28 protein-coding genes are annotated in these 25,591 nt (G+C 61.6%); 21 read left to right on the forward strand and 7 right to left on the reverse strand.

The genetic code is table 11. From position 1 onward, the window contains the following. The 8 genes from AU074_RS13690 (at position 1) to AU074_RS13725 (ending at position 7,914) form a co-directional block, all read left to right on the forward strand. Positions 1-2,220: a chemotaxis protein CheA gene (locus AU074_RS13690; RefSeq protein ID WP_076015162.1), complete on the forward strand. Its 2,220-nt coding sequence runs from the start codon at positions 1-3 to the stop codon at positions 2,218-2,220. Positions 2,221-2,269: 49 nt separating this feature from the next. Next, positions 2,270-3,391, forward strand: a complete 1,122-nt coding sequence (locus tag AU074_RS13695) for a chemotaxis response regulator protein-glutamate methylesterase (protein WP_076015163.1) — start codon at positions 2,270-2,272, stop codon at positions 3,389-3,391. After that, the gene (locus tag AU074_RS13700) at positions 3,391-4,131 is read left to right on the forward strand and encodes a flagellar motor protein (protein ID WP_010166125.1); all 741 of its coding nucleotides are present in this window, start codon (positions 3,391-3,393) and stop codon (positions 4,129-4,131) included. The genes AU074_RS13695 and AU074_RS13700 overlap by 1 nt, the downstream gene beginning before the upstream one ends. Before the next feature lie 142 nt (positions 4,132-4,273). Further along, a complete protein-coding gene (gene motD, locus AU074_RS13705) occupies positions 4,274-5,161 on the forward strand; it encodes a flagellar motor protein MotD (RefSeq protein WP_076015164.1) in 888 nt (295 codons plus the stop codon). Positions 5,162-5,212: 51 nt separating this feature from the next. Continuing rightward, entirely contained in the window at positions 5,213-6,001 is a 789-nt protein-coding gene (locus AU074_RS13710) for a ParA family protein (RefSeq protein WP_076015165.1), read from the forward strand. A gap of 142 nt (positions 6,002-6,143) precedes the next feature. Next, positions 6,144-6,959, forward strand: a complete 816-nt coding sequence (locus AU074_RS13715) for a CheW domain-containing protein (RefSeq protein ID WP_076015166.1) — start codon at positions 6,144-6,146, stop codon at positions 6,957-6,959. A 73-nt stretch (positions 6,960-7,032) separates the two neighbouring features. Next, a complete protein-coding gene (locus AU074_RS13720; RefSeq protein ID WP_003210641.1) occupies positions 7,033-7,518 on the forward strand; it encodes a chemotaxis protein CheW in 486 nt (161 codons plus the stop codon). After that, complete coding sequence (locus AU074_RS13725; RefSeq protein ID WP_076015167.1) at positions 7,519-7,914, forward strand: DUF2802 domain-containing protein; 396 nt, start codon at positions 7,519-7,521, stop codon at positions 7,912-7,914. It abuts the gene before it with no gap. A 33-nt stretch (positions 7,915-7,947) separates the two neighbouring features. Here the strand turns inward: AU074_RS13725 and AU074_RS13730 are convergent, their stop codons facing one another. The 3 genes from AU074_RS13730 to AU074_RS13740 all read right to left on the reverse strand — a co-directional run bounded on the left by AU074_RS13730 (position 7,948) and on the right by AU074_RS13740 (position 11,243). Continuing rightward, positions 7,948-9,111, reverse strand: coding sequence for a hypothetical protein (locus tag AU074_RS13730; protein WP_076015168.1), 1,164 nt, complete (start codon positions 9,109-9,111; stop codon positions 7,948-7,950). A 222-nt stretch (positions 9,112-9,333) separates the two neighbouring features. Beyond that, a complete protein-coding gene (locus AU074_RS13735) occupies positions 9,334-9,663 on the reverse strand; it encodes an EscU/YscU/HrcU family type III secretion system export apparatus switch protein (protein WP_076015169.1) in 330 nt (109 codons plus the stop codon). Then, the gene (locus tag AU074_RS13740; RefSeq protein WP_076015170.1) at positions 9,660-11,243 is read right to left on the reverse strand and encodes a flagellar hook-length control protein FliK; all 1,584 of its coding nucleotides are present in this window, start codon (positions 11,241-11,243) and stop codon (positions 9,660-9,662) included. Before AU074_RS13740 ends, AU074_RS13735 begins: the two co-directional genes overlap by 4 nt. A gap of 252 nt (positions 11,244-11,495) precedes the next feature. On the opposite strand from AU074_RS13740, the gene ccmA reads away from it, so the two are divergent. The 10 genes from ccmA (at position 11,496) to AU074_RS13790 (ending at position 18,806) form a co-directional block, all read left to right on the forward strand. Beyond that, positions 11,496-12,077 carry a cytochrome c biogenesis heme-transporting ATPase CcmA gene (gene ccmA / locus AU074_RS13745; RefSeq protein WP_371916625.1) on the forward strand — a complete coding sequence of 194 codons (582 nt, stop codon included), beginning with the start codon at positions 11,496-11,498 and terminating at the stop codon, positions 12,075-12,077. Beyond that, a complete protein-coding gene (gene ccmB, locus AU074_RS13750; protein WP_003210635.1) occupies positions 12,074-12,742 on the forward strand; it encodes a heme exporter protein CcmB in 669 nt (222 codons plus the stop codon). The genes ccmA and ccmB overlap by 4 nt, the downstream gene beginning before the upstream one ends. Positions 12,743-12,824: 82 nt before the next feature. Then, positions 12,825-13,580 (forward strand): heme ABC transporter permease, encoded by a 756-nt coding sequence (locus tag AU074_RS13755; RefSeq protein ID WP_076015172.1) that lies wholly within the window; start codon positions 12,825-12,827, stop codon positions 13,578-13,580. Further along, positions 13,577-13,753 carry a heme exporter protein CcmD gene (ccmD, locus tag AU074_RS13760; protein ID WP_008434788.1) on the forward strand — a complete coding sequence of 59 codons (177 nt, stop codon included), beginning with the start codon at positions 13,577-13,579 and terminating at the stop codon, positions 13,751-13,753. Before AU074_RS13755 ends, ccmD begins: the two co-directional genes overlap by 4 nt. Then, positions 13,750-14,205: a cytochrome c maturation protein CcmE gene (gene ccmE / locus AU074_RS13765; RefSeq protein WP_008434786.1), complete on the forward strand. Its 456-nt coding sequence runs from the start codon at positions 13,750-13,752 to the stop codon at positions 14,203-14,205. Before ccmD ends, ccmE begins: the two co-directional genes overlap by 4 nt. Positions 14,206-14,208: 3 nt before the next feature. Beyond that, complete coding sequence (locus tag AU074_RS13770; protein ID WP_076015173.1) at positions 14,209-16,197, forward strand: heme lyase CcmF/NrfE family subunit; 1,989 nt, start codon at positions 14,209-14,211, stop codon at positions 16,195-16,197. Then, positions 16,194-16,730 (forward strand): DsbE family thiol:disulfide interchange protein, encoded by a 537-nt coding sequence (locus AU074_RS13775; protein WP_076015174.1) that lies wholly within the window; start codon positions 16,194-16,196, stop codon positions 16,728-16,730. Before AU074_RS13770 ends, AU074_RS13775 begins: the two co-directional genes overlap by 4 nt. Then, a complete protein-coding gene (locus tag AU074_RS13780) occupies positions 16,727-17,200 on the forward strand; it encodes a cytochrome c-type biogenesis protein (protein ID WP_010166149.1) in 474 nt (157 codons plus the stop codon). Before AU074_RS13775 ends, AU074_RS13780 begins: the two co-directional genes overlap by 4 nt. After that, positions 17,193-18,386, forward strand: a complete 1,194-nt coding sequence (gene ccmI / locus AU074_RS13785; protein WP_076015175.1) for a c-type cytochrome biogenesis protein CcmI — start codon at positions 17,193-17,195, stop codon at positions 18,384-18,386. The genes AU074_RS13780 and ccmI overlap by 8 nt, the downstream gene beginning before the upstream one ends. Before the next feature lie 15 nt (positions 18,387-18,401). After that, complete coding sequence (locus AU074_RS13790) at positions 18,402-18,806, forward strand: hypothetical protein (protein WP_076015176.1); 405 nt, start codon at positions 18,402-18,404, stop codon at positions 18,804-18,806. A 42-nt stretch (positions 18,807-18,848) separates the two neighbouring features. On the opposite strand, the gene AU074_RS13795 is transcribed toward AU074_RS13790, so the two are convergent. Together AU074_RS13795 and AU074_RS13800 are read right to left on the reverse strand one after the other, a co-directional pair. Beyond that, on the reverse strand, positions 18,849-19,307 hold the full coding sequence (locus AU074_RS13795) for an HIT family protein (RefSeq protein ID WP_076015177.1): 459 nt from the start codon (positions 19,305-19,307) through the stop codon (positions 18,849-18,851). 181 nt (positions 19,308-19,488) lie between these two features. Beyond that, on the reverse strand, positions 19,489-20,718 hold the full coding sequence (locus AU074_RS13800) for an MFS transporter (RefSeq protein ID WP_173860378.1): 1,230 nt from the start codon (positions 20,716-20,718) through the stop codon (positions 19,489-19,491). A 105-nt stretch (positions 20,719-20,823) separates the two neighbouring features. Here AU074_RS13800 and AU074_RS13805 point away from each other — a divergent pair, with 105 nt between their 5' ends. Then, positions 20,824-21,720 (forward strand): LysR family transcriptional regulator, encoded by an 897-nt coding sequence (locus AU074_RS13805; RefSeq protein ID WP_076015179.1) that lies wholly within the window; start codon positions 20,824-20,826, stop codon positions 21,718-21,720. A gap of 458 nt (positions 21,721-22,178) precedes the next feature. Here the strand turns inward: AU074_RS13805 and AU074_RS13810 are convergent, their stop codons facing one another. Both AU074_RS13810 and AU074_RS13815 read right to left on the reverse strand, forming a co-directional pair. Continuing rightward, a complete protein-coding gene (locus AU074_RS13810) occupies positions 22,179-22,532 on the reverse strand; it encodes a DUF6124 family protein (RefSeq protein ID WP_076015180.1) in 354 nt (117 codons plus the stop codon). A 299-nt stretch (positions 22,533-22,831) separates the two neighbouring features. Next, positions 22,832-23,254, reverse strand: coding sequence for an NUDIX domain-containing protein (locus AU074_RS13815; RefSeq protein ID WP_076015181.1), 423 nt, complete (start codon positions 23,252-23,254; stop codon positions 22,832-22,834). 368 nt (positions 23,255-23,622) lie between these two features. Here AU074_RS13815 and phnC point away from each other — a divergent pair, with 368 nt between their 5' ends. Continuing rightward, on the forward strand, positions 23,623-24,456 hold the full coding sequence (gene phnC / locus AU074_RS13820) for a phosphonate ABC transporter ATP-binding protein (RefSeq protein WP_076015182.1): 834 nt from the start codon (positions 23,623-23,625) through the stop codon (positions 24,454-24,456). 31 nt (positions 24,457-24,487) lie between these two features. Further along, complete coding sequence (gene phnD / locus AU074_RS13825) at positions 24,488-25,489, forward strand: phosphonate ABC transporter substrate-binding protein (RefSeq protein WP_076015183.1); 1,002 nt, start codon at positions 24,488-24,490, stop codon at positions 25,487-25,489. Positions 25,490-25,591: the final 102 nt, after the last annotated feature.

Consider the following 25,591-nt stretch of genomic DNA (forward strand, 5'->3'; position numbering starts at 1 on the left):
ATGAGCTTCGGCGCCGATGAAGAAATCCTTCAGGATTTCCTTGTAGAGGCCGGCGAAATTTTAGAGCAACTGTCCGAACAACTGGTCGAGCTGGAAAGCCGACCGGATGATGCGAACCTGCTCAATGCAATTTTTCGCGGTTTTCACACTGTAAAAGGGGGCGCCGGCTTCCTCCAGCTCCACGAGCTGGTGGAGTGCTGTCACATCGCCGAGAACGTGTTCGACATCCTGCGCAAGGGTGAGCGGCACGTCGACTCGGAACTGATGGACGTGATCCTGGAAGCGCTGGACGCGGTCAACGGCATGTTCAGTGAAGTGCGCGAACGTGCACCGATCACGGCCGCCACCCCGGAACTGCTGGCCGCCCTGGCGCGCCTGGCAGAACCTGCGGCCAATGCGCCGGTGGTTGAAGCGGTGGCTGAGCCTGTCGCCGAGCCTGCGGGCGACGTGACCGACAGCGAATTTGAACAACTGCTGGACTCGCTGAATGCCGTCAAGGCCGAAGCCGAAGCTCCGGCGGCCAGTGCGCCGGCCATGGTGCCGACCACTGAAGACATTACCGACGCCGAGTTCGAGTCATTGCTCGACCAGTTGCACGGCAAGGGCCAGTTTGCCCCGGACGCGGTGGCCGCAGCGCCAGCGCCTACGGAAGCCGCGGCGCCTGCCAGCAACGAAATCACCGATGACGAATTTGAAGCGTTGCTGGACCAGTTGCATGGCAAAGGCTCGTTTGCTGCCGATGCACTGCCGGAAGTTGCTGCAGCAGTCGCTGCACCTGCAGCACCCGCTGCTGCTGCCGCTGCACCGGCTGCCGATGGACTGATCTCCGATCACGAGTTCGAAGCCCTGCTGGATGAACTGCATGGCAAGGGCAAGTTCACCGAAGTGGCCGGCGCTGCTGCACCGGCTGCTACAGCGGCCACTGCGGTTGCAACGCCGGCCCCGGTGGCCGCCAAGGCCGCTGCACCGGTGGCTGCAAAACCTGCACCGGCCCCAGCACCCGCGCGTGCCTCTGCTGCTCCGGCTCCGGACAAGCAACCAGCCAGTGAAGCCGAAACCACCGTGCGGGTTGATACCGCGCGCCTGGACGACATCATGAACATGGTCGGCGAACTGGTGCTGGTGCGTAACCGCCTGGTGCGCCTGGGCCTGAACAGCGGCGATGAGGCCATGCAAAAGGCCGTGTCGAACCTCGACGTGGTCACCGCCGACCTGCAAACCGCTGTCATGAAGACCCGGATGCAGCCGATCAAGAAAGTCTTCGGCCGCTTCCCGCGTCTGGTTCGCGACCTGGCACGCCAGCTCAAGAAAGAGATCAACCTGGAACTGGTGGGTGAAGAAACCGACCTCGACAAAAACCTTGTCGAGGCACTGGCCGACCCGCTGGTCCACTTGGTGCGCAACGCCGTCGACCACGGCATCGAGTCCCCGGAAGAGCGTGAAGCTTCGGGCAAGAACCGCCTGGGCAAAGTGATCCTGGCGGCCGAACAGGAAGGCGACCATATCCTGCTGTCGATCACCGATGACGGCAAAGGCATGGACCCGAATATCCTGCGGGGCATCGCGGTCAAGCGTGGCGTGATGGACAAGGACGCCGCCGACCGTCTCACCGACACCGAGTGCTACAACCTGATCTTCGCCCCGGGCTTCTCCACCAAGACCGAGATTTCCGACGTGTCGGGCCGTGGCGTGGGCATGGACGTGGTGAAGACCAAGATCAGCCAGCTCAACGGCTCGATCAACATTTACTCGACCAAGGGCCTGGGCTCGAAGATCGTCATCAAGGTGCCGTTGACCCTGGCGATCATGCCGACCCTGATGGTGATGCTGGGCAACCAGGCGTTCGCCTTCCCGCTGGTCAACGTCAACGAAATCTTCCACCTCGACCTGTCGCGCACCAACGTGGTGGACGGCCAGGAAGTGGTGATCGTGCGCGACAAGGCGTTGCCACTGTTCTACCTCAAGCGCTGGCTGGTGGCTTCGGCCAAGCATGAAGAGCAGCGCGAAGGCCATGTGGTGATTCTTTCCGTGGGCACCCAGCGTATCGGCTTTGTCGTCGATCAACTGGTGGGCCAGGAAGAAGTGGTCATCAAGCCTTTGGGCAAAATGCTGCAGGGAACCCCGGGCATGTCGGGTGCGACCATTACCGGTGACGGTCGGATCGCGCTGATTCTGGATGTTCCGAGCATGCTCAAGCGTTACGCCGCACGGCGTATTTGATTCGGCCCGGGCAGGGCGGTTGTCCCTCGCCCGGCCTAACGGAGTGTTTATGGTAGTCAAGGTCCTGGTGGTGGACGATTCAGGTTTCTTCCGCCGCCGCGTCTCGGAAATTCTTTCATCGGATTCCAATATCCAGGTGGTCGGTACGGCCACCAACGGCAAAGAGGCGATCGATCAGGCCATGGCCCTCAAGCCAGACGTGATCACCATGGACTACGAGATGCCGATGATGGACGGCATCACGGCGGTGCGGCACATCATGCAGCGCTGCCCGACTCCGGTGTTGATGTTCTCCTCGCTGACCCACGAAGGCGCCCGGGTCACCCTGGATGCGCTGGACGCCGGCGCGGTGGACTTCCTGCCGAAGAATTTCGAAGACATCTCGCGCAACCCCGAGAAGGTCAAGCAGATGCTCTGCGAGAAGGTGCACAGCATCTCCCGCAGTAACCGTCGCAGCCTGTTCAGTGCGCCGGCGCCGGCACCTGTTACACCGCCCCCGGCAGCCCCGAGCACTTTTGGTCGCCCGGCGCCTGCGCCGGTTGCGCGTCCGGCCGCAGCGCCTGTGCGTACGGCTGCGCCCTCCGCGCATTCGCCTGCTCCCAAGCGCAAAGCCTACAAGCTGGTGGCCATCGGTACCTCCACCGGCGGCCCGGTTGCCTTGCAGCGGGTGTTGACCCAACTGCCGGCCAACTTCCCGGCGCCGATCGTGTTGATCCAGCACATGCCTGCCGCGTTCACCAAGGCCTTTGCCGAGCGCCTGGACAAGCTGTGCCGCATCAGCGTCAAGGAAGCCGAGGATGGCGACATCCTGCGCCCGGGTCTCGCGCTGCTGGCCCCTGGCGGCAAGCAGATGATGGTCGATGGCCGTGGCGCGATCAAAATCCTGCCGGGTGACGAGCGCCTGAACTACAAGCCGTGTGTGGATATCACCTTCGGTTCCGCAGCCAAGTCCTACGGCGACAAAGTTCTGGCGGTGGTCTTGACCGGCATGGGTGCCGACGGCCGCGAAGGCGCACGTTTGCTCAAGCAGGGCGGCAGCGCGATCTGGGCCCAGGATGAAGCCAGCTGCGTGATCTATGGCATGCCCATGGCCATCGTCAAAGCCGACCTGGCCGACGCCGTCTACAGCCTGGACGACATCGGCAAGCATCTGGTGGAGGCCTGCCTGTAATGGATGTATTGAGCCTGATTGGCATCATCATGGCGTTTGTCGCGATTATCGGCGGCAACTACCTCGAAGGCGGCCACCTGGGTGCCCTGGCCAACGGCCCGGCAGCGTTGATCGTGATCGGCGGCACGGTGGGCGCGGCCTTGCTGCAGTCGCCCATGAGTTCGTTCAAGCGCGCGATGCAGATCCTTATCTGGATTATTTTTCCGCCGCGTGTCGACTTGCCGGGCGGCATCGACCGCGTGGTCAACTGGAGCCTCACGGCGCGCAAGGAAGGCCTGCTGGGCCTGGAAGGCGTGGCCGATGCCGAGCCCGACAGCTACGCACGCAAAGGCTTGCAATTGCTGGTGGACGGCGCCGAGCCGGAAGCGATTCGCAGCATCCTGGAAGTGGATTTCTACACCCAGGAAAGCCGCGACATCAACGCCGCCAAAGTCTTTGAAAGCATGGGCGGCTACGCGCCGACCATCGGCATCATCGGTGCGGTGATGGGCTTGATCCACGTGATGGGCAACCTGGCCGATCCGTCGCAACTGGGCAGCGGGATTGCCGTGGCGTTCGTCGCCACCATCTACGGCGTGGCCAGTGCCAACCTGGTGTTGTTGCCGGTGGCCAGCAAGCTCAAGTCGATCGCCATGCGCCAGTCGCGTTATCGCGAGATGTTGCTGGAAGGCATCCTCTCGATTGCCGAGGGTGAAAACCCGCGCTCCATCGAATTGAAGCTCCAGGGCTTCATGGATTGATGGTCATGAACCCTGTAGGAGCGAGCTTGCTCGCGAAAAACCCGAGAACAACGCGTTCATCCAGGATGCCCGCGTTATCGTTGACGATTTTCGCGAGCAAGCTCGCTCCTACAGGTGATTCGTTTTGTCGAGGTAGTCGCCTGTGAGCCGTCGCCGCCGCGAGCCTGAAGAACACGTCAACCATGAACGCTGGCTGGTGTCCTACGCCGACTTCATTACGCTGTTGTTCGCGTTTTTTGTGGTGATGTACTCCATTTCCTCGATCAACGAAGGCAAGTACAAAGTCATTTCCCAGGCGCTGATCGGCGTGTTCAACGACGCTGACCGCGCCCTCAAGCCGATCCCGATCGGCGAAGAACGCCCCAAGACCGTGACCCCGGCCAAACCGCTGGTCAACGACAGTGATGAAACCGCCGCCGGCATCGGTGGCACCAGCGACCCGCTGAAAAGCATCGCCGATGACATCAGCGCAGCCTTTGGCGACCTGATCAGCTCCAACCAGATGACCGTGCGCGGCAATGAGTTGTGGGTGGAAATCGAGCTGAATTCCAGCCTGCTGTTCGCCAGCGCCGATGCGATGCCCAGCGACCAGGCGTTCACCATCATCGACAAGGTGGCGGCGATCCTGAAGCCGTTTGAAAACCCGGTCCACGTTGAAGGGTTTACCGACAACCTGCCGATCAGCACGGCGCAGTATCCGACCAACTGGGAGCTGTCTTCGGCCCGCGCGGCGAGTATTGTGCGGATGCTGGCGATGCAGGGCGTGAACCCCGGGCGCCTGGCGTCGGTGGGGTATGGCGAGTTCCAGCCGGTGGCCAATAACGCCACGGCGGAAGGCCGTGCACGTAACCGTCGGGTGGTGCTGGTGGTGTCGCGCAACCTCGATGTGCGCCGCAGCCTGACCGGTACCGGCACCGCCAATGCAACACCGGATGCCGCCTTGAAGCGGGCTGGCACACAAACTGCACCAGCGCCCGTAAAGGCGCCGGTTCGCGGGAGTGCCGTCAATTCTCCGTCACCGGCTCTATAACCCTATGCAATTTCTCGGTCGAGCCTGTGCCTGCCGGGAGGAACAATCCGAATGAGAGTCTGGGCAGTTGCCAATCAAAAGGGTGGTGTCGGTAAAACCACCACTTCCATCGCCTTGGCCGGCTTGCTGGCAGAGGCCGGCAAGCGTGTGGTCGTGGTCGACCTGGACCCCCACGGCTCCATGACCAGCTATTTCGGCTACGACCCGGATGCCCTGGAGCACAGTTGCTACGACCTGTTCCTGCACAAGGGCAGTGTGCCGGCGGATTTGCCGGGCCAGCTGATGCTGCCTACCAGTAATGAAAAGATCTCGTTGCTGCCGTCGAGCACCGCCCTGGCTACCCTTGAGCGCCAGTCTCCGGGGCAGAGCGGCCTGGGCCTGGTGATCGCCAAGACCCTGGCGCAGCTGTGGCAGGACTTCGACTACGCGATCATCGACAGCCCGCCTTTACTGGGCGTGCTGATGGTCAACGCCCTGGCCGCCAGTCAACAGCTGGTGATCCCGGTGCAGACCGAGCACCTGGCCGTCAAAGGCCTGGAACGCATGGTCAGCACCCTGGCGATGATCAACCGCTCGCGCAAACAGGCGTTGCCGTTCAGCATCGTGCCGACCCTGTTCGACCGCCGTACCCAGGCGTCCCTCGGCACCTTGCGGGTATTGCGCGACGCCTATCCGGACACCATCTGGCAAGGCTACATCCCGGTGGACACGCGCCTGCGGGATGCGAGCCGGGCAGGGCTGACGCCATCGCAATTCGACGGCAAGAGCCGTGGCGTGCTGGCGTATCGGGCGTTGCTCAAGCACCTGTTGTCCCAGCAACTTGTGGCGCAGGTGGCGTGATGATCATTGTAGGAGCCTGGCTTGCCAGCGATGCAGACGCCGCAGTTTTCGCGACAAAACCGGCTCTCGATTCAAGTCCGGACACCCACAGGCCGATAACCTCTAAATACAGGGTTGATGGGGCTTGCGCGTGGGCATACAGATGAACCGTCCCGTTGATTTCAAGACCCGGCCGCAACTGGCGCTGGAGTCCTACCTGGACGCCTTGCTCCAGGACGCGACCGAGGAAATGCCGGAACCGATTCTGATCCTCGATGAAGTCATCGAGCCTGAACCTGCGGCCCTGGACGAGTTTCAACTGGCGGTCCTGGAAGAACAGGCCCGTGATGCGTTGGTGGTTCCCGTAGCGGTTCCGGCACCGGTTGCCGTGCCCGTGCCCGTGCCTGTTGCGCCTGTGGTGATCGCGCCCGTGGTGGTCGAGCCGGTGGTTGAGGTTCATCTCCCGCCAAGCATCACGCCGCCGCCGGTACAGGGCGATGGTCGGCCGGCGTGGGCCGCCGAGCCGTTCGAATGTTTGCTGTTCGACGTCGCCGGGTTGACCCTGGCGGTGCCGCTGGTGTGCCTGGGCTCGATCTACTCCCTGGAAGGCCAGGAGTTGACGCCGCTGTTTGGCCAGCCGGAATGGTTCCTCGGGATCCTGCCGAGCCAACAGGGCAACTTGAAGGTATTGGACACTGCGCGTTGGGTGATGCCTGACCGCTATCGGGATGATTTCCGCCAGGGCCTGCAATACGTTATTTCGGTCCAGGGCTACGAGTGGGGGCTGGCAGTGCATCAGGTCAGTCGCTCATTGCGCCTGGACCCGAACGAAATCAAATGGCGCAGCCACCGGGGCCAGCGGCCATGGCTGGCGGGCACCGTGATCGAACACATGTGCGCGTTGCTGGATGTCGCCGAACTGGCGGAGCTGATTGCCAGCGGCGCGGTAAAAGCGATGCCGCTCAACAAGCGCACTTGATAACAAGCAGCAGCGCTACGGCGCTGCCCAAGAACACACACCGTAACCAACGGTATTTGAAGGGGTCTGGAGTATGAACAAGTCAGTGTCCGCACAAGGTCTGGTGGATGATCCAATCCTGCAATGGGTCACCTTCAAGCTGGACAACGAGTCCTACGGCATCAACGTGATGCGTGTGCAGGAAGTGCTGCGCTACACCGAAATCGCTCCGGTTCCGGGTGCCCCGAGCTACGTGCTGGGCATCATCAACCTGCGCGGTAACGTTGTAACTGTGATCGACACCCGTCAGCGTTTTGGCCTGGTGCCGACCGAAGTCAACGACAACACCCGCATCGTGATCATCGAAGCCGACAAGCAAGTGGTCGGGATCATGGTCGACAGCGTGGCGGAAGTGGTTTACCTGCGCCAATCTGAAGTCGAAACCGCGCCGAACGTCGGCAACGAAGAATCGGCCAAGTTCATCCAGGGTGTCTGCAACAAGAACGGCGAGCTGCTGATTCTGGTTGAGCTGGACAAGATGATGAGCGAAGAAGAATGGCAGGATCTGGAGAATATCTGATTGTTCCTTGAGGTAGCGGTGATCGTCCTGGCCATCCTATGGGCCGGGACCTTGGGCTTCCTGCTGCGCTACGTGCGCCAGCAACGGGAATTGGCCATGCAACAGGCCGAGCGCGACGCCGTGCGCGACCGGCGCATCCTGGAACTGGTCAAGCGGGTCGACCACTTCCAGCAGAGCGCGGTACGTGTAGGGGATGAAGTGCACGAACTGCGTTCGGTGCTGGCGCCGTTGCCGGACAAGCTGTCTGCGCTGGAGCAGCGTGACCCGTCGAGCCTGTCATTCGCCCAGGCGGCGAAGTTGGTGGGCATGGGCGCGACGGTGGATGAGCTGACCCAGTCCTGCGGGTTGACCCAGGCTGAAGCGCAGTTGATGAGCCGGTTGCACAAGGACAGCTGAAGGTTACGAGCGGCAAGCAGGTTTGCTTGCCGCTTATAGCTGATGCCGGTTGCTCAGCCATTCGGCCATGGTCGAGTCTTCGAGCGCATATTCACCACGGTTGGCTTTCCAGACCAACTCCTTCTCCCGCAGCACTTCCAGCGCTTTCTGAACGTTTGGCGTGCTTGCGTTCGGCTCGACCTGGGCCAACTCCAATTTGCGGTTCACGTCCTGGAAGGTTTTTTCCGCAAAAGGCGAGAACGCTTGCTTGCCCAGGGTTCGTTCACCCATCACTTCCAGCACCGCTTGTTGCAAGGGTGACAGGTCGTTGTAGGCGCTCTCGTAGTCGCTCCAGATTCCGGCTTGGTGATTCAGTGCTCCCGTCCTCAGCAACTCGCCAAGATTGCTGGCTTCGCCAAGACCCACGCTGACTTCGGTCAACAGTTTGTTGAGCATCTCCGGGCGCCGGCCGACGAGCTGGAACGCATAGTCCATATCCTCAAGGTTGAACTGGTTGGTCGCGGCCAGGCGCTGGTTCCACAGGTCCGTCACGAACTCCACAAAGTCGCGGCTCAGCAACGGGAATGGTGTGATGTGGGCGCCGAAAAACGGTTGTTTGCTCTTGAGTACCAGGTTGGCCAGTTTGTCCCGGCTGGACCCGGTGAAGACCAGGCGCAGGCCGTCTGTGGTGCTGCTGCCGTTGAGATGGTCTCGTGCAGCCTTGAGGGCGAACATTGCGTTCACGCCACCCTCGCTGTTGAGGGCGTGCTGGGCTTCGTCGACGATCAGCACGATCATCTGCCCCGAGACCTGGTGCAGCACGTCCAGCGCATGGGTGAGCGTGGTGCCGGAGGGCAATTGAGGTTTGGTGAAATCCCAACTCAAGGTGCGCAGCAGGCTGATCTTCTCGATACCGGCCTTCTTGGCCGCTTTGCTCACTGCGCTTTCGAACTCGCCCAGGGCTTTGCCGATGGCCCCGGAGATCAGCTCGGCGGGGTCGATTTCGCGGTTCATCCAGAGGTCCACGTACACCGGCAGCCAGCCGCGCGCCTTGCATTCGGGGATGAGGTCGTTGCGCAGGAACGTACTCTTGCCCGTACGACGAGGCGCCGCGAGGAACATCCCGGAGCTGTAATCGGCAAATGACTCGCCCGCCAAATCACGGGCCAGCGCTTCGGCGAGTAGCTTTCGACTGAGGATCGGGCGGGTAGGGCTCATGGGTTTTATCCTGAACTATCGGGTTCGGGATAATCTATACCTTGATAGATATAATTGCTATACATCACCCGCCGCCACTGATCATTCCCACGCTCTGCGTGGGAATGCATCCCGTGACGCTCCGCGTCGCCCCTGCGCAAGACTTGAACTTTGCATCGCCAGTTGGACGCGGAGCGTCCGAGGCGGCGTTCCCACGCAGAGCGTGGGAACGATCAGGCCACATTAATAATCGTCGCCTCTTTCCGTCACATCCCGCTCTACCGGCCCTCCATCCGGGTCATAACCCACCGGGAACTTGCCCTTCAACGTCCAGGCAAACGCGATGATCTCGGCGACGGTGCGGTACAACTCTTCCGGGATGCTGTCGCCCAATTCCATGCGCGCCAGTAATTTGACCAGCTCGGCATTTTCGTAGATCGGGACTTCGTTTTCCCGGGCCAGCTTGAGGATGGCTTCGGCCAGGGCGTCGTCGCCCTTGGCCGTCAGGGTCGGTGCTTGTTGCCCGTCGTATTTGAGGGCAATGGCCTGGCGGGGCGGGTTGGGGTTTTTCATGCGGTTTCATCCACCCAGCGTTGTTCCAGTCCGGTTTTCGGGCCGCGCGGCGGGGTGCCGAGGTGGCAGTCCAGGTCGCCGACGTTGAGCCCAGACGACACCAGGCGCTCGCGCAGGCTACCCAAGTGGCTTTCGATCAGGCTGGCGGTGAACGGGCGGCTCGCCCACAGTTGACTCGACAGCTTGCCCTGGCTCAGTTGCGCCTGAACCTGCAACGGGCCCAGAGGCTCCATGTCGAGGGCCATTTCCACGCGCCAGAGCATTTGCTTGGGGTCCTTGGTGTCCTTGCGTTCCGGCTGATCCTTGTCGGGGGCCGGTTCTTCACGCTGGAACTTGACCTGCAACGGCACGATGTCCTGCAAGGTACGCATTGGGATTTCCAGCTGCCAGGTGGTCAAGAGCTTGCCATCGGCGGTGGTACCGGTTTGTTCCAGGCTCGACAGCTGATGGCTTTGCAAGCGGGAAATGGCGCCGGCGGCCAGGCGCAGCAGGTTTTCCAGGTCGCTCTCACCTTCCAGGCGTTGCATCAGCCGATCCGGCAGCGGAAAGCCAGCGGGTGCTTGGCGGGCGCCGACCTGGCCGAGGGTGCCCAGCGGGCTGCGCACGAAGCTGGGCAGCAGTTGCGCCAGGGTGTTGGCGGCCAGGATCGCGTTGAGGTTGGTGCTGGCGGGCAGGTTAGGCAGCAGGTCGGCGACGAAGCGCAGCAGGGCGCCTTTCATGTCCAGCGGCGGTATCTGCGGGTTTTGCCCGGCGAGCAGCTTGGCTTCCAGGAATGTGCCGCTGTTCTGGATCAGTTGCGCGAGTACCTTGGGATTGCTGGCTTGGGCCAGGTCGGGCAGGCTCGCCAGCAATCGCTCGGCGGCGGCACGCAAATCGACTGAGGTGCTGTCGCTACGGGTCGCCGGCAGGCTTTGCAACGCGGTGAACACCACGTCCAGCGAACCCTGGCGGCTTTGTTGGGTGGAGAGTTGTTGGGCCACGGCCAGTTGGTCCTGGCGCCCGCTCAGGGGCACAAAGCTCAAGGTCTGGGCACTTTGCACCACGGCACTGAGCAGGCTGCCGATGCGCAATGGCTGCGGGCTTTCGACGGTCAGGGTCGCGCCGCTGAGGACGTTATTGAGCACCGACACCAGCGAGCGATACACCACCGGCTGGTTGGCGCCCTGGGGCAGCGCCTGGGTGGTCAGCACCTTGCCTTGCAGCAGCGTGCCCACCGGCAGTTGGCTGGTGTCGATGCGTGTCAGCGCGGCGACGCTGGAACTCAACGCCTGCTGAAGGCTGATGGACAAGTTGCCCGACGACGTCTGGCTGACCTCCACCTGGGTGCCCAGCGGCAGCGGCTGGCTGCTGCTGGCCTGCACCAAGGTTTGCCGGCCGCCTTCCAGGGTCAGCTTGAGCAGCAACTGAAACGCATCGCCGCCTTGTTTAAGTGCCAGCACCTCGGCGTTCACGGTTTTACCGGGGTCAATCAGGCCGGTCTGCGGCTCCAGCAGTTTCAGCAGCTCACCCGTCGCAGGCGCGGGCGCAGGCCCGGCCGGCAGCGTGGGAGGAAGCGTGGGAAGATTGATCTCACCGGTCATCGTGCGCGCCGTCTCAAGGGAAATTGCCCTCTTTAGAGTAGGGCATCACATGTATAATGCCGCCCGTCTTCAAAGAGAGCGGTATAAACATCACAACTATTTGATCCAGCTCTCTAAAATCGGTCGCCAAAGCAGTTAATGTGCATCTCTTTAACGGCCGTTCCACCGCCGACTTGAACCGTAAAGGCCCGCGATCTCTTGACCAGCCCTCTTCTAGAAGCCGTAGCGCTCGCCTGTGAACGTGACCTGCGGATGCTGTTCGAACACCTCGAACTGCGTCTGGCGGGCGGCGACATGGTGCAGGTCAGCGGCCCCAACGGCAGCGGCAAGACCAGCCTGTTGCGGCTGTTGGCCGGCCTGATGCAGCCGACGGCGGGCGAAGTGCGGCTCAATGGCAAACCGTTGCACGAGCAACGCACCGAGCTGGCGCGCAACCTGATCTGGATCGGCCACGCCGCCGGGATCAAGGATGTGCTCACCGCCGAAGAAAACCTCAGCTGGCTCAGCGCCCTGCATCATCCCGCGAGCCGCGAAGCGATCTGGCAGGCCCTCGCCGCCGTTGGCCTGAAGGGTTTTGAAGACGTTCCCTGTCACACCCTGTCCGCCGGGCAACAGCGCCGCGTGGCCCTGGCCCGTTTGTATCTGGGCGGCCCGCCGCTATGGATTCTCGACGAACCCTTCACCGCCCTCGACAAACAAGGCGTCGCTCAGCTGGAAGAACACCTCGCCGCCCATTGCGAGCAGGGCGGCATGATTGTCCTTACGACTCACCACACGTTGACGCGCATGCCCGCCGGTTACCGCGACCTCGACCTGGGCCGGTGGGCGGTATGAGTGTTTTTGCCCTGCTGGTCGCCCGCGAAGCGCGGTTACTCTGTCGCCGCCCGGCCGAATTGGCCAACCCGCTGGTGTTCTTCGCGATTGTGATCGCGCTGTTCCCCTTGGCGGTGGGCCCCGAGACTAAACTGTTGCAAACCTTGTCTCCGGGGCTGGTCTGGGTGGCGGCACTTTTGTCGGTCCTGCTCTCGCTGGACGGGCTGTTTCGCAGTGATTTTGAAGATGGTTCCCTTGAGCAGTGGGTCCTTTCGTCGCACCCCCTGCCACTTCTGGTATTGGCCAAGGTACTGGCACACTGGGCGTTTTCCGGCCTGGCGCTGGTATTGCTCGCGCCGCTGTTGGCGATGATGCTGGGATTGCCCACCGAGTGCCTGCCGGTGTTGCTCCTTTCCTTGTTGCTTGGCACGCCGGTACTCAGTCTACTGGGCGCCGTGGGTGCGGCGCTGACGGTCGGTTTGAAACGCGGCGGCCTGTTGTTGGCCCTGCTGATTTTGCCTTTGTATATCCCGGTGTTGATCCTGGGCAGCGGCGCTTTGCAAGCCGCGCTCCAGGGTATGCCGGCGACCGGTTACCTCCTGTGGCTTGGCAGCCTGGCCGCCCTGGCGGTAACCCTGACACCCTTTGCTATAGCGGCTGGCCTGAAGATCAGCGTCGGCGAATAATGAGGTCTGACCGAGCATTGTCTTGGTCAGTAAAGACCCTAAGCTTCTTGCCACGACAAGAAGCAACCGTGATGGAAACAGCATGAACTGGACCTGGTTTCACAAGCTCGGCTCGCCCAAATGGTTTTACGGCATCAGTGGCAAACTGCTGCCGTGGTTGAGCATCGCCGCTGTATTGCTGATCGGCATCGGCCTGATCTGGGGCCTGGCCTTCGCGCCGCCGGACTACCAGCAAGGCAACAGCTTTCGCATCATCTACATTCACGTTCCCGCCGCGATGCTGGCCCAGTCCTGCTACGTGATGCTGGCGGTGTGCGGCATTGTCGGCCTGGTGTGGAAGATGAAGCTGGCGGACGTTGCCCTGCAATGCGCCGCACCCATCGGTGCCTGGATGACCGCCGTGGCGCTGGTCACCGGCGCGATCTGGGGCAAGCCGACCTGGGGTTCGTGGTGGGTCTGGGACGCGCGACTCACCTCGATGCTGATTCTGCTGTTCCTGTATTTCGGCCTGATTGCCCTGGGCAACGCCATCAGCAACCGTGACAGCGCCGCCAAGGCCTGCGCGGTGCTGGCGATTGTCGGCGTGATCAACATCCCGATCATCAAATACTCGGTGGAGTGGTGGAACACCCTGCACCAGGGCGCCACCTTCACCCTCACCGAAAAGCCGTCAATGCCCGTGGAAATGTGGGCGCCGCTGCTGCTGATGGTGTTGGGGTTCTACTGTTTTTTCGGCGCCGTGCTGCTGATGCGCATGCGCCTCGAAGTGCTCAAGCGTGAAGCCCGCACCAGTTGGGTCAAGGCCGAAGTGCAAAACAGCCTGGGAGCCCGTGGATGAGCTTCAACTCTTTCAGTGATTTTCTCGCCATGGGCCATCACGCCCTGTATGTCTGGACGGCCTATGGCATCTGCCTGGCGGTGCTGGCCCTCAACGTCGCCGCGCCGATCCTGGCTCGCAAGCGTTACCTGCAACAAGAGGCGCGTCGTTTGCGCCGGGAGACCGAAAAGTGAATCCGCTGCGTAGAAAGCGTCTGTTGATCATCCTGGCCATCATGGCCGGTGTCGGCATTGCCGTGACCCTGGCCCTGAGTGCCCTGCGGGAGAACATCAACCTGTTCTACACCCCGACCCAGATTGCCAACGGCGAAGCGCCGCTGGACACGCGAATTCGTGCCGGTGGCATGGTCGAGAAGGGCTCGCTGCAACGCTCCGGCGACTCCCTGGACGTGAAATTCATCGTCACCGACTTCAACAAATCCGTGACCATCACCTACCGCGGCATCCTCCCGGACCTGTTCCGCGAAGGGCAGGGCATCGTCGCCCTCGGCAAGCTCAACGCCGACGGCGTGGTAGTGGCCGACGAAGTGCTGGCCAAGCACGATGAAAAATACATGCCGCCGGAAGTCACCAAGGCCCTGAAAGACAGTGGCCAATCCGCCCCGACCCCCGCCAAGGAGGGCTAAGTCATGACGTCCGCATTGTTTATTCCAGAGCTGGGCCAGTTGGCGATGATCCTCGCCCTGTGCTTCGCCATCGTCCAGGCCGTGGTCCCGTTGCTGGGTGCCTGGCGTGGTGACCGTTTGTGGATGAGCCTGGCCCAGCCGGCTGCCTGGGGCCAGTTCGCCTTTTTGCTGTTCGCCTTCGGTTGCCTGACCTACGCCTTCATGACCGACGACTTTTCCGTCGCCTACGTCGCCAACAACTCCAACAGCGCCTTGCCCTGGTACTACAAGTTCAGCGCCGTGTGGGGTGCCCACGAAGGTTCATTGCTGCTGTGGGCGTTGATCCTCGGCGGCTGGACCTTTGCGGTATCGGTGTTCTCCCGGCAGTTGCCGCAAGTCATGCTGGCCCGGGTGCTGGCGGTGATGGGCATGATCAGCATCGGCTTCCTGCTGTTCCTGATCATGACCTCCAACCCGTTCACCCGCATCCTGCCGCAGATCCCGGTAGACGGCCACGACCTCAACCCGCTGCTGCAAGACATCGGTCTGATCGTGCACCCGCCGATGCTCTACATGGGGTATGTCGGTTTCTCGGTCGCCTTCGCCTTCGCCATCGCCGCCTTGCTCGGCGGGCGTCTCGACGCGGCCTGGGCGCGCTGGTCGCGGCCATGGACCATCGTCGCCTGGGCGTTCCTCGGCATCGGCATCACCCTGGGCTCATGGTGGGCCTACTACGAACTCGGCTGGGGCGGCTGGTGGTTCTGGGACCCGGTGGAAAACGCCTCCTTCATGCCATGGCTGGTGGGCACGGCGCTGATTCACTCGCTGGCAGTCACCGAAAAACGCGGCGTGTTCAAAAGCTGGACCGTATTGCTGGCCATCGCCGCGTTTTCCCTGAGCCTGCTGGGTACGTTCCTGGTGCGTTCTGGCGTGCTGACATCGGTTCACGCGTTTGCCTCCGACCCGGAGCGCGGCGTGTTCATCCTGATCTTCCTGCTGTTCGTGGTGGGCGGCTCGTTGACGTTGTTTGCGTTGCGCGCGCCAGTGGTCAAGAGCCATGTCGGCTTCAACCTCTGGTCCCGGGAAACCCTGCTGCTGGGCAATAACCTGGTGCTGGTGGTGGCGGCTTCGATGATCCTGCTCGGCACCCTGTACCCGCTGGCTCTGGATGCCCTGAGCGGCGCCAAACTGTCCGTCGGCCCGCCGTATTTCAACGCACTGTTCATCCCGTTGATGGCGCTGTTGATGGTGGTGATGGCGGTCGGCATGCTGGTGCGCTGGAAAGACACCCCGGTGAAATGGCTGGTGGGCATGCTCGCGCCGGTACTGCTCGGCAGCGCCGCGCTGGCCGTGATCGCCGGTATTGCCTACGGCGACTTCAACTGGGCCGTGCTCGCCACCTTCATGCTGGCTGCCTGGGTGTTGCTGGCCGGCGTACGTGACCTGATCGACAAGACCCGCCACAAAGGTTTGATCAAAGGCCTGCCGACCATGACCCGCAGCTACTGGGGCATGCAGGTTGCGCATATCGGCATCGCCGTGTGTGCGTTGGGCGTGGTGTTGTCCAGCCAGAACAGTGCCGAGCGCGACCTGCGCCTGGCCCCCGGCGAGTCCATGGACCTGGCCGGTTACCACTTCATTTTCGAAGGCGCCAAGCACTTCGAAGGCCCCAACTTCACCTCAGACAAAGGCACCGTACGCGTCGTGCGCAACGGTAAGGAAATCGCGGTGCTGCACCCGGAAAAACGCCTGTACACCGTGCAAAGCTCGATGATGACCGAAGCCGGGATCGACGCCGGTTTCACCCGCGACCTCTACGTCGCCCTGGGTGAACCACTGGGCGATGGCGCCTGGGCCGTGCGGGTCCACGTCAAACCGTTTGTGCGCTGGATCTGGTTCGGCGGCCTGCTCACCGGGTTCGGTGGTTTGCTGGCAGCGACAGACCGGCGTTACCGGGTCAAGGTCAAGAGCCGGGTGCGTGAAGCCCTCGGCCTGCAAGGAGCGGCGGTATGAAGCGTTGGTTGATGGTGTTACCGCTGGCGGCGTTTCTGGTGGTGGCGGTGTTCCTGTATCGCGGGCTGTACCTGGACCCGGCCGAGTTGCCGTCGGCCATGATCGGCAAGCCATTCCCGGCGTTCTCGCTGCCGACGGTGCAGGGCGACAAAACCCTGACCCAGGCTGACTTGCTGGGCAAACCGGCGCTGGTCAATGTGTGGGGCACCTGGTGCATTTCCTGCCGCGTCGAGCATCCGGTGCTGAACAAGCTGGCGGAGCAGGGCGTGGTGATCTACGGCATCAACTACAAGGACGACAACGCTGCCGCCCTGAAGTGGCTGGTGGAATTCCACAACCCGTACCAGCTGGATATCCGCGACGAAGACGGCAACCTCGGCCTGAACCTCGGCGTATACGGCGCCCCGGAAACCTTCTTCATCGATGCCAAGGGCGTGATCCGCGACAAGTACGTGGGCGTGATCGACGAAGTGGTGTGGCGCGAGCAACTGGCCGCCAAGTACCAGGCGCTGGTGGATGAGGCCAAGCCATGAAGCGTTGGTTAGCTGCCGCTGTATTGGGCTTGAGCATGGTCGGCGTGGCCCACGCTGCCATCGACACCTACGAATTTGCCAAGGACGGTGACCGCGAGCGTTTTCGCGAACTGACCAAGGAATTGCGCTGCCCCAAGTGCCAGAACCAGGACATCGCCGACTCCAACGCACCGATCGCCGCCGACCTGCGCAAAGAGATTTTCCGCATGCTCGGCGAGGGCAAGGACAATCAGCAGATCATCGACTTTATGGTCGACCGCTACGGTGACTTCGTGCGCTACAAGCCGGCGCTCACCGGCAAGACCGCGTTGCTGTGGTTCGGCCCGGCCGGGTTGTTGCTCGCCGGTGTCGTGGTGATGGCGGTGATTGTGCGCCGCCGTCGTGTGGCCCCGGCCGATGGCTCGGACTCGCTTTCCGTCGATGAGCGTCAACGCCTCGACCAACTGCTGGACAAAAAAACTGATGATTGATTTCTGGCTCGCAGCCGGTCTGCTGCTTCTGATTGCCCTGAGTTTCCTGCTGATCCCGGTGTTACGCGGCCGCCGTGCCCAGCGTGAAGAAGATCGCACCGCGCTGAACGTGGCGCTGTATCAAGAACGCGTGGCGGAACTGCAAACCCAGCAGTCCGAAGGCGTGCTGGATGCGGCCCAACTGGACAGCGGTCGCGCTGAAGCGGCCCGTGAGTTGCTGGCGGATACCGAAGGGGTGGAAAAGCCTCGGGAGTCGCGCCTCGGCAAACCCTTGCCGTTGCTCGCCGCCTTTCTGGTGCCGGTGCTGGGCGTGGCGCTGTACCTGCATTACGGCGCCAGCGACAAGGTCGAACTGACCCGCGAATTCTCCCAGCCGCCGGTGTCCATGGAAGACATGACCCGCCGCCTTGAGCGCGCCGCTGCTGCCCAACCGGATTCGCCGGAAGGCCTGTACTTCCTCGGTCGTGCCTACATGGCCCAGGACCGTTCGGCCGATGCGGCCAAAGTCTTCGAGCGCACCGTGGCCTTGGCCGGTCGCCAGCCGGAGTTGCTCGGCCAGTGGGCCCAGGCCCAGTACTTTGCCGACAACAAACAGTGGTCGCCCAAGGTCCAGGCCTTGACCGACGAAGCACTGAAACTCGACCCGAAAGAAGTCACCAGCCTCGGCCTGCTGGGCATCGCCGCCTTTGAAGGCCAGCGTTACCAGGAAGCGATCGACTACTGGAACCGCCTGCTGGCGCAACTGCCGCCGGAAGACAACTCCCGGGCCGCGCTGCAAGGCGGCATTGACCGGGCGGCCGAGAAGCTCAAAGAGAGCGGCGGTAGCGTGGCACCAGTGAAGGCACAAAAGCAGATGCAAGTGCGTGTGGACCTGGCGGCGGATGTGAAGGCCAAGGCCTTGCCGACCGACAGCGTGTTCATCTTCGCCCGTGCCGTCAAAGGCCCACCGGCGCCATTGGCGGCCAAGCGCGTGACCGTGGCCGACCTGCCGATCACCGTCGAACTGGGCGACAGCGATGCGATGATGCCGCAGTTGAAACTGTCAAACTTTCCCGAAGTCCAACTGGTTGCGCGCATATCCCGGGCCGGTCAACCGACCACTGGCGAGTGGATCGGCCGCAGCCAACCCCTGGCCAGCAGCACCACTGCGCTGCAGCAGCTGACCATCGACAGTCCGGATAAATAATTCGAGGAAATGCCCATGACCGCCATCGCTCGTATCACCCTGCTCAGCCTGGTATTGGGGTTGAGTGCTTGTGCGGTCCATCGGCCTCCGTCGCCTACCGGGCCGACCATTCCACCGACAGGGCCGTCGACCCAGCCGAGCACCCAGCCAGGCACCCAACCTTCGGGCCCGGTGATTAAACCGTCGAAGCCGGTGCCGAGTTCCTCGCCGACCTTTGCTCCGCCACCGGGTGCAGCCAGCCACTGGGACGGCAAAATGCAGGTGTACGTGCTGGACGAGCAGGACGATACATTCTACCGCCAGCGCACCTACTACCGCTGGAGCAACGGCTGGAGCCGCTCCATCAGCCCGAACGGGCCTTGGGAAGAGACCGACGTCCATGGCGTGCCGCCGGGGTTGAGCAAGCAGTACGCGCAATGAATTTGGCTGTTTATCGGGACTGATACTGACCCTATAAGGTCGTTATTTAAACGACCTTATATGCGCGGCGAGTTCAGCGAGTTCACCGTCATCTGCCCTGTTTGAGTCGTGTGAGGAAATATAACCCTCATACACCTCATAGAACTTGTCCACCCGTGAGCTGATCTTTTTGAATGTGCTGTCTTGGCCGGTGCCATGCATTGGAAATAACTTGGCGTGTAGATGGTCAACCCCGTATCCCTCCAGGATCAACCCGGTACGGGCGACATCTGGCAAGGATTTATCAATCAGTAGCGCGGTTTTTTTGGCTGCAACAATGAGTTCGCACAGCGTCGAGTCCGACTGATTGAATGCGTAACTGTCATGGTGAGTTTTTGGGATGACTACCGTAAAGCCCGGCGTGTTTGGGAAGATTGATAGGAACGACATGTGCCTGTCGTCTTCCCATATGACATGCGAAGGGGATACTCCTTGAACGATGTCGCAAAAAATACAGCTCATTCTATCTATCTCTCTCATGGGTCGGAATAGTACTTCGTGATGAGATATAGCCCGGTTGTTCTAGCCATGCAAAATAAACCGAAAATTTCCGAAGTTTCCTAGGACTGGTACGGGATAAGTCAGATGTTTACTGTTGTTCGCGGTTTTCATACGTCGTTATCGGAGTATTCCCTCGATAGCGTCAGGCCCGTTCCCTTGCGCGGTGCGGGGCACTGAGCCAATGGATTACCCCGGCGATCACCCCCAGCGCCACCCCAAACTCGACAATCCCCGTCCAGCCCAACCGTGCCATCAACCAGCCGCTGACCGCTGCCCCCACCGCGCCGCCAAAAAACGTCGCCGTCATGTACAAACTGTTGATGCGGCCCTGAGCTTTCGGGTCCACCGCAAACGCTCGCGTCTGGTTGGAAACCAAGCCCGACTGCACCCCGATGTCCAGCACGATCACCCCCAGCACCAGCAAGATAATCGAAGTCTCCGCACCCGCCAGCAGCAGGAATGCCAGAGTCACAATCCCGATACTCGCCCCAATCACCTTGCGTGAACCTAACCGGTCAGAAGCCCGTCCACCGAGCGACGCTGCCAACGCACCTGCCGCCCCGATAATTCCGAAGCCACCGGCCCAGGCACTGCCCAACTGCCATGGCCCGTGGGCCAACAGCGCCGCCAGATTCACCCAGAACGCATTGAAGCAAGCCCACAACAACGCCTGCACCATCATCGATTGGCGAATCGGGCTGTTGTCGCGCATCAGCGGCCACAGCGAAGCCAGCAGGCGAGGGTAGGACAGGTTGGTGCTGGGCACGCCCCGTGGCAGCAGCTTAGCGGCGGCGATCCACACGGGCATCATGAAGGCCGCTTCCATCGCGTAAACCGCCCGCCAGCCATACGCCTCACCGACCACGCCGGCGATAGTACGCCCCAGCAGAATGCCCACCATGATCCCGCTGACCACCGTGCCCACATTGCGCCCACGTTCGTGTGGCTGTGACATCACGGCCGCGAACGGCACCAGCTGCTGAGGTACACAGCTCACAATCCCCAAGCCAAATGACGCCGCAACCAGCGCCCAGATACCCGATGAAAACGCCGCCGCCAAGGCAAAACAGAACGCCAGCGCGATCTGCCCCAGCACCAGTTTGCGCCGGTCAAAGCGGTCGCCCATCGGCAACAGCAATGCCAGGCCGGTGGCAAACCCCAGCAGGGCGGAACCGGCCACCAGGTCCACGGTGGTCACGTCCACGCCCATGTCCGAGGCGATCAGTGGCAGGATCGGCTGGGTGCAGTAAATATTGGTGATCACCGCGCCGGCGATCACCGCCATCATGATGATCTTGCCGCGCGGCGCGACCGCAGGCGCTGCAGGACTTTGGTCAGTAATCGGTTGGCCACTCACGGCGCTCTCCTTCAATGCAGATCTCCGGGAAGGAGATGAGTGGCCAACGTTACGCACTCGCGCTTGGCAGGATAATCCCCTAGGATTTGGAATCATCCTTCCAGAATTTGATAGGTTGCCATGAACCGCCTTGAATCCATGTCCATCTTCGTTGCCGTGGTTGATGCGGGCAGCCTGACGGCCGCAGCGCGGCGCCTCGACATGCCGCTGGCCAGCGTCAGCCGCAAGATGGCCGAACTTGAGACGCACCTGAAAACCCGCCTGCTGCACCGCACCACGCGCCAGCTGTCATTGACCGATGCGGGTGCCTCCTACCTGGCGGCGTGCCGGCGCATTCTTGAAGACATCAGCGAAGCCGAGCGCGCCGCTACCGGCGAATATTCCGAGCCCCGGGGCGAGTTGGTGGTCACCGCGCCCGTGGTCTTCGGGCGGCTGCACATCGTGCCGGTGGTGGCGGAATTCCTGGCGCAGTACCCGGAGATCGACATCAACCTGATCCTTACCGACCGGGTTGTGCACCTGATGGAAGAACACTGCGACGTGGCGGTACGGATTGGTGAGTTGCCCGACAGCTCGCTGAAGGCCATGCAGGTCGGCACGGTGCGGCGGGTAGTGTGTGCCAGTCCGGCGTACCTGGCCGCTCGCGGTGTACCAGCCGAACCCCGGGACTTGGCGGCACATGACTGCATCACTTTCGAAGTGCTGGCATCCCAAGGGGCGTGGGGATTTGGCGCGGGTAAAACCGGGCTCTCGGTACCGGTGCATTCGCGGTTGTCGGTGAACACCGCAGAAGCGGCGATTGCGGCGGCGACGTTGGGGGTTGGAGTGATTCGGGTGCTGTCGTATCAGGTGTCGGATGCGGTGCGGGAGGAGGCGTTGTCGGTGGTGCTTGAGGCGTTCGAGTCGGCACCGCTGCCCATTAGCCTAGTGCACAAAGGGCAGTCGCCGTTGCCGCTGAAGCTGCGGGCGTTTCTGGATTTTGTAATGCCGCGATTGCGCGCCCGCACCGCCCAATAACATCGACGAATTTGAACCTGATGAAAATCAAAATGTGGGAGCGGGCTTGCTCGCGAAAGCGGTGGATCAGTCACCAGATGTATTGACTGACCCTCTGCATTCGCGAGCAAGCCCGCTCCCACATTGAATTTATGTTGCCAGTTGGATTTCGGTTTTGATCAAGCCACCGGGCACTCTCGGTTAAGCGCCTCATCCACCAATAACTGCGCCATTGGATCGTTCCCACGCTCTGCGTGGGAATGCCTCCCGTGACGCTCCGCGTCACCACTGCACAAGACTTCAACCTTGCATCCCCAGCTGGACGCAGAGCGTCAAAGGCGGCATTCCCACGCAGAGCGTGGGAACGATCAAAGTCCTACAGCTACTTCCAACCTTTCATTAAACCTTCATCAAACGGTTTTACTCCAGTCATGTGCAAGTCATAGGTCTGACACGGCCCGCGCCTACTGTCGTTTTGATCAGGCCACCGGGCACTCTCGATCCAGCGCTCTATCCACCAACAACAATCCCAACTCCAGCAGTTGTTGCATCGCCAATACCAGGCTGCGGTCTTTGCCATCAATGTTTTCGGAAAGGTCCAACGCCATTGCATTGGCAGACTGGAGTGTTTCGTAGGCGTTGCTCAGCAGTGCTTCCGTTTCAACGTTGGCTGATACGGTGAACAGACTAAAGTGGTTTTTTTCATTGGTGGACGCTTTGGTTTCGGCGGGTTTCAGGTAGTGATCGATGGCCCGCTGGGCGGCGTCCTGGAGCTTGGTTTTTTCAGACTTGGAGCCAGACGTTTCTGGCGGATTGGGCGTGACCTTGTACATGCAATGACTCTCCATTCAGTTGGAGCTCACCACATCTGCGACCAAGCAGGTGGGTGGCGAGCTGTACGCAGGTTGGTCGACCAGGGAATGGAAAACCCGGCAGGGCCAGAGCCCTCCCACGCACAGCTCGCCATAAAGCGAACACGATAATGCCGCTTGCGCGGCACTGTGCGCCATTCTAACCCGGGCGACCAAACCCGATCGCTGATGAGCAGCGACTTGGAGAGGCTAGCGGCGAGTTAAGGCTGCTGCAAGCCATAGAGATCGTAGGAAAAATCACGGATCTACCGGGATCTTGATTATTCTTGAAGCGATACTTCGGAAAGGCGCGGCTTTAGAAACTCCAAGGCATCTTTAAACACCTGATACCACTCTTCTGACGGTTCGCTCGCAAGCGAGTGCCAGAAGAACCGGAACTCATGGCCGCCATCATCCTCTGCAAAATAGGTCCAGGTATCTGGTGTCTCTTCTGCGACCTGGCATTGATGAAAGGCCCATGTATGCCCCGTGGACGCTGAGTGCCAAGTGCCCAGGTCACGTATCACCTTGCCGGTTATCCCGGCTTCTTCCTGTAATTCCCGAATCGCAGCTGCGTCGGTGCTTTCGCCAGGCTCCACGCTGCCCTTGACCAGTTGAAGGCCTGCCAGGGGGTGTTTGAATGCGAGGATTTCCAGCGATTGGCGGGTTCGCAGAACGACCGGACATGCCTTGTCTTTTCCCATCACGTTGCCCTCTTGCACATATTGGCGGCCAGCTATTGCACCACAGTCCGGCACATTTCCAATGCCGGGCGAAGACCTTGTGGCGAGGGGGCTTGCTCCCGCTGGACTGCGAAGCAGGCCCAAGTCAGCCACCTCAGTACATCTGACAGACCGTGTCACCCAGGCTTGGGGCCGCTGCGCAGCCCAGCGGGAGCAAGCTCCCTCGCCACAGGTTAGGTATTCAGCGTCAGTTCCAACCTTTCATCAAACCTTCATCAAACGGTTTTACTCCAGTCATGTGCAAGTCATAGGGCTGACACAGCCCGCGCCTACTGTCGTTTGAACTCAAACGCAGCCACGGACGGCTGTTCAACCAGACAGAGAAGCCCATGACTCCAGCTATCCATGTCGATCATCTGAACAAGACCTTTGCGAAGAAATCCGCGCTGGTCGACCTCGAACTCACCGTTGCCACCGGTGAGATGGTCGCGCTGATTGGCGCTTCCGGCTCCGGCAAGTCGACCTTGCTGCGCCACCTCGCGGGCCTGGCCTGTTGCGACAAGAGCAACGGCGGCAGCGTCAAGGTGCTGGGCCGGGAAGTGCAGGCCAGCGGGCGGTTGAATGGCAAGGTGCGGCGCCTGCGCGCCGACATCGGCTACATCTTCCAGCAGTTCAACCTGGTCAACCGCCTGAGCGTGCTCGACAACGTGCTGCTCGGTTGTCTGGGCCGCATGCCGCGCTGGCGTGGCAACCTCGGTTTGTTCAACACCGAGGAAAAACAGTTCGCCATGGAATCCCTGGCCCGCGTCGGCCTGGCTGACCTGGCCGCGCAACGCGCCTCTACCTTGTCCGGCGGCCAGCAGCAACGCGTAGCCATTGCTCGCGCCCTGACCCAACGCGCCGAGGTGATCCTGGCCGATGAACCCATCGCTTCGCTGGACCCGGAGTCGGCGCGCAAGGTCATGGAGATCCTCGCCGACATCAACGGCCGCGACGGCAAGACCGTGGTGGTCACCCTGCACCAGGTTGATTACGCCATGCGTTATTGCCCCCGAGCCGTGGCGCTCAAGGGCGGGCGGATTCACTTCGATGGCCACGCCAGCGAGCTGAGCAGCCAGTTCCTCAATGATTTGTACGGTGCCGATGTCGACACCAGCCTGATGTTTTCCGACCAGACCCGCACACCCGTCGTCCCCGCACGGTTGGCCCTGGCTCGCGCTTGAAACCCTCCAACGACCCACAGGAATCCTCTCCATGTTGAACCGTATCGGTCATGTGTTTCTGTCCGCCGTGCTGTTAGCCAGCGTGGCCATGGGCAATGCCCAGGCCGCCGACAAGGCGATCAATTTCGGCATTATGTCCACCGAGTCTTCGCAGAACCTCAAGAGCATCTGGCAGCCATTTTTGGATGACATGCACAAGAAGACCGGCCTCACCATCAACGCCACCTTCGCCTCCGACTACGCCGGCCTGATCCAGGGCATGCGCTTCAACAAGGTCGACGTGGCCTGGCTGGGCAACAAGGCCGCGATGGAAGCGGTAGACCGTTCCAACGGCGAAATCTTCGCCCAGACCGCCGCGGCCAACGGGGCTGCCGGTTACTGGAGCGTGCTGATCGTGCGCAAGGACAGCCCGATCAACAACGTTGAAGACATGCTCAAGAACGCCAAGAACCTGACCTTCGGCAACGGTGACCCGAACTCCACCTCGGGCTACCTGGTGCCCGGCTACTACGTGTTCGCCAAGAACCACGTCGACGCCGCCACCGCCTTTAAGCGCACCCTCAACTCCAGCCATGAAGTCAACGCACTGAGCGTGGCCAAAGGGCAGTTGGACGTCGCGACCTTCAACACCGAAAGCTGGGACCGCCTGGAAGTCACCCAGCCAGACAAGGCCGCGATGCTCAAGGTGATCTGGAAGTCGCCGCTGATCCCGGCCGACCCGATGGTGTGGAGCAAGGCCCTGAGCGACAGCGAGAAGACCAAGATCCGCGACTTCTTCGCCAACTACGGTGACACCGACGAAGAGAAGGCCGTGTTGAAGAACATGCAACTGGGCAAGTTCCTCAAGTCCAGCGACGACCAACTGTTGCCGATCCGCCAACTGGAGCTGTTCAAGCAGCGCACCACCATCAGCGCCGACGACAAGCTGGAAGCCGCCGACAAGACCAAGAAGCTCGCGGATATCGACGCCGACCTCGCCAAGTTGCAACAACGCATCACCGAACTGGACAAGACGACTGCCGCCAACGGCTAACCCACCCCACTGCAGGAGCGAGCTTGCTCGCGAAAAACGTCAGGGCACCGCGCTCATTCAGGGTGCCCGCGTCATCGTTAACGACCTTCGCGAGCAAGCTCG

This window comes from Pseudomonas sp. ATCC PTA-122608 (assembly GCF_001952855.1).
In the GTDB taxonomy this organism is placed as follows: Bacteria; Pseudomonadota; Gammaproteobacteria; order Pseudomonadales; family Pseudomonadaceae; genus Aquipseudomonas.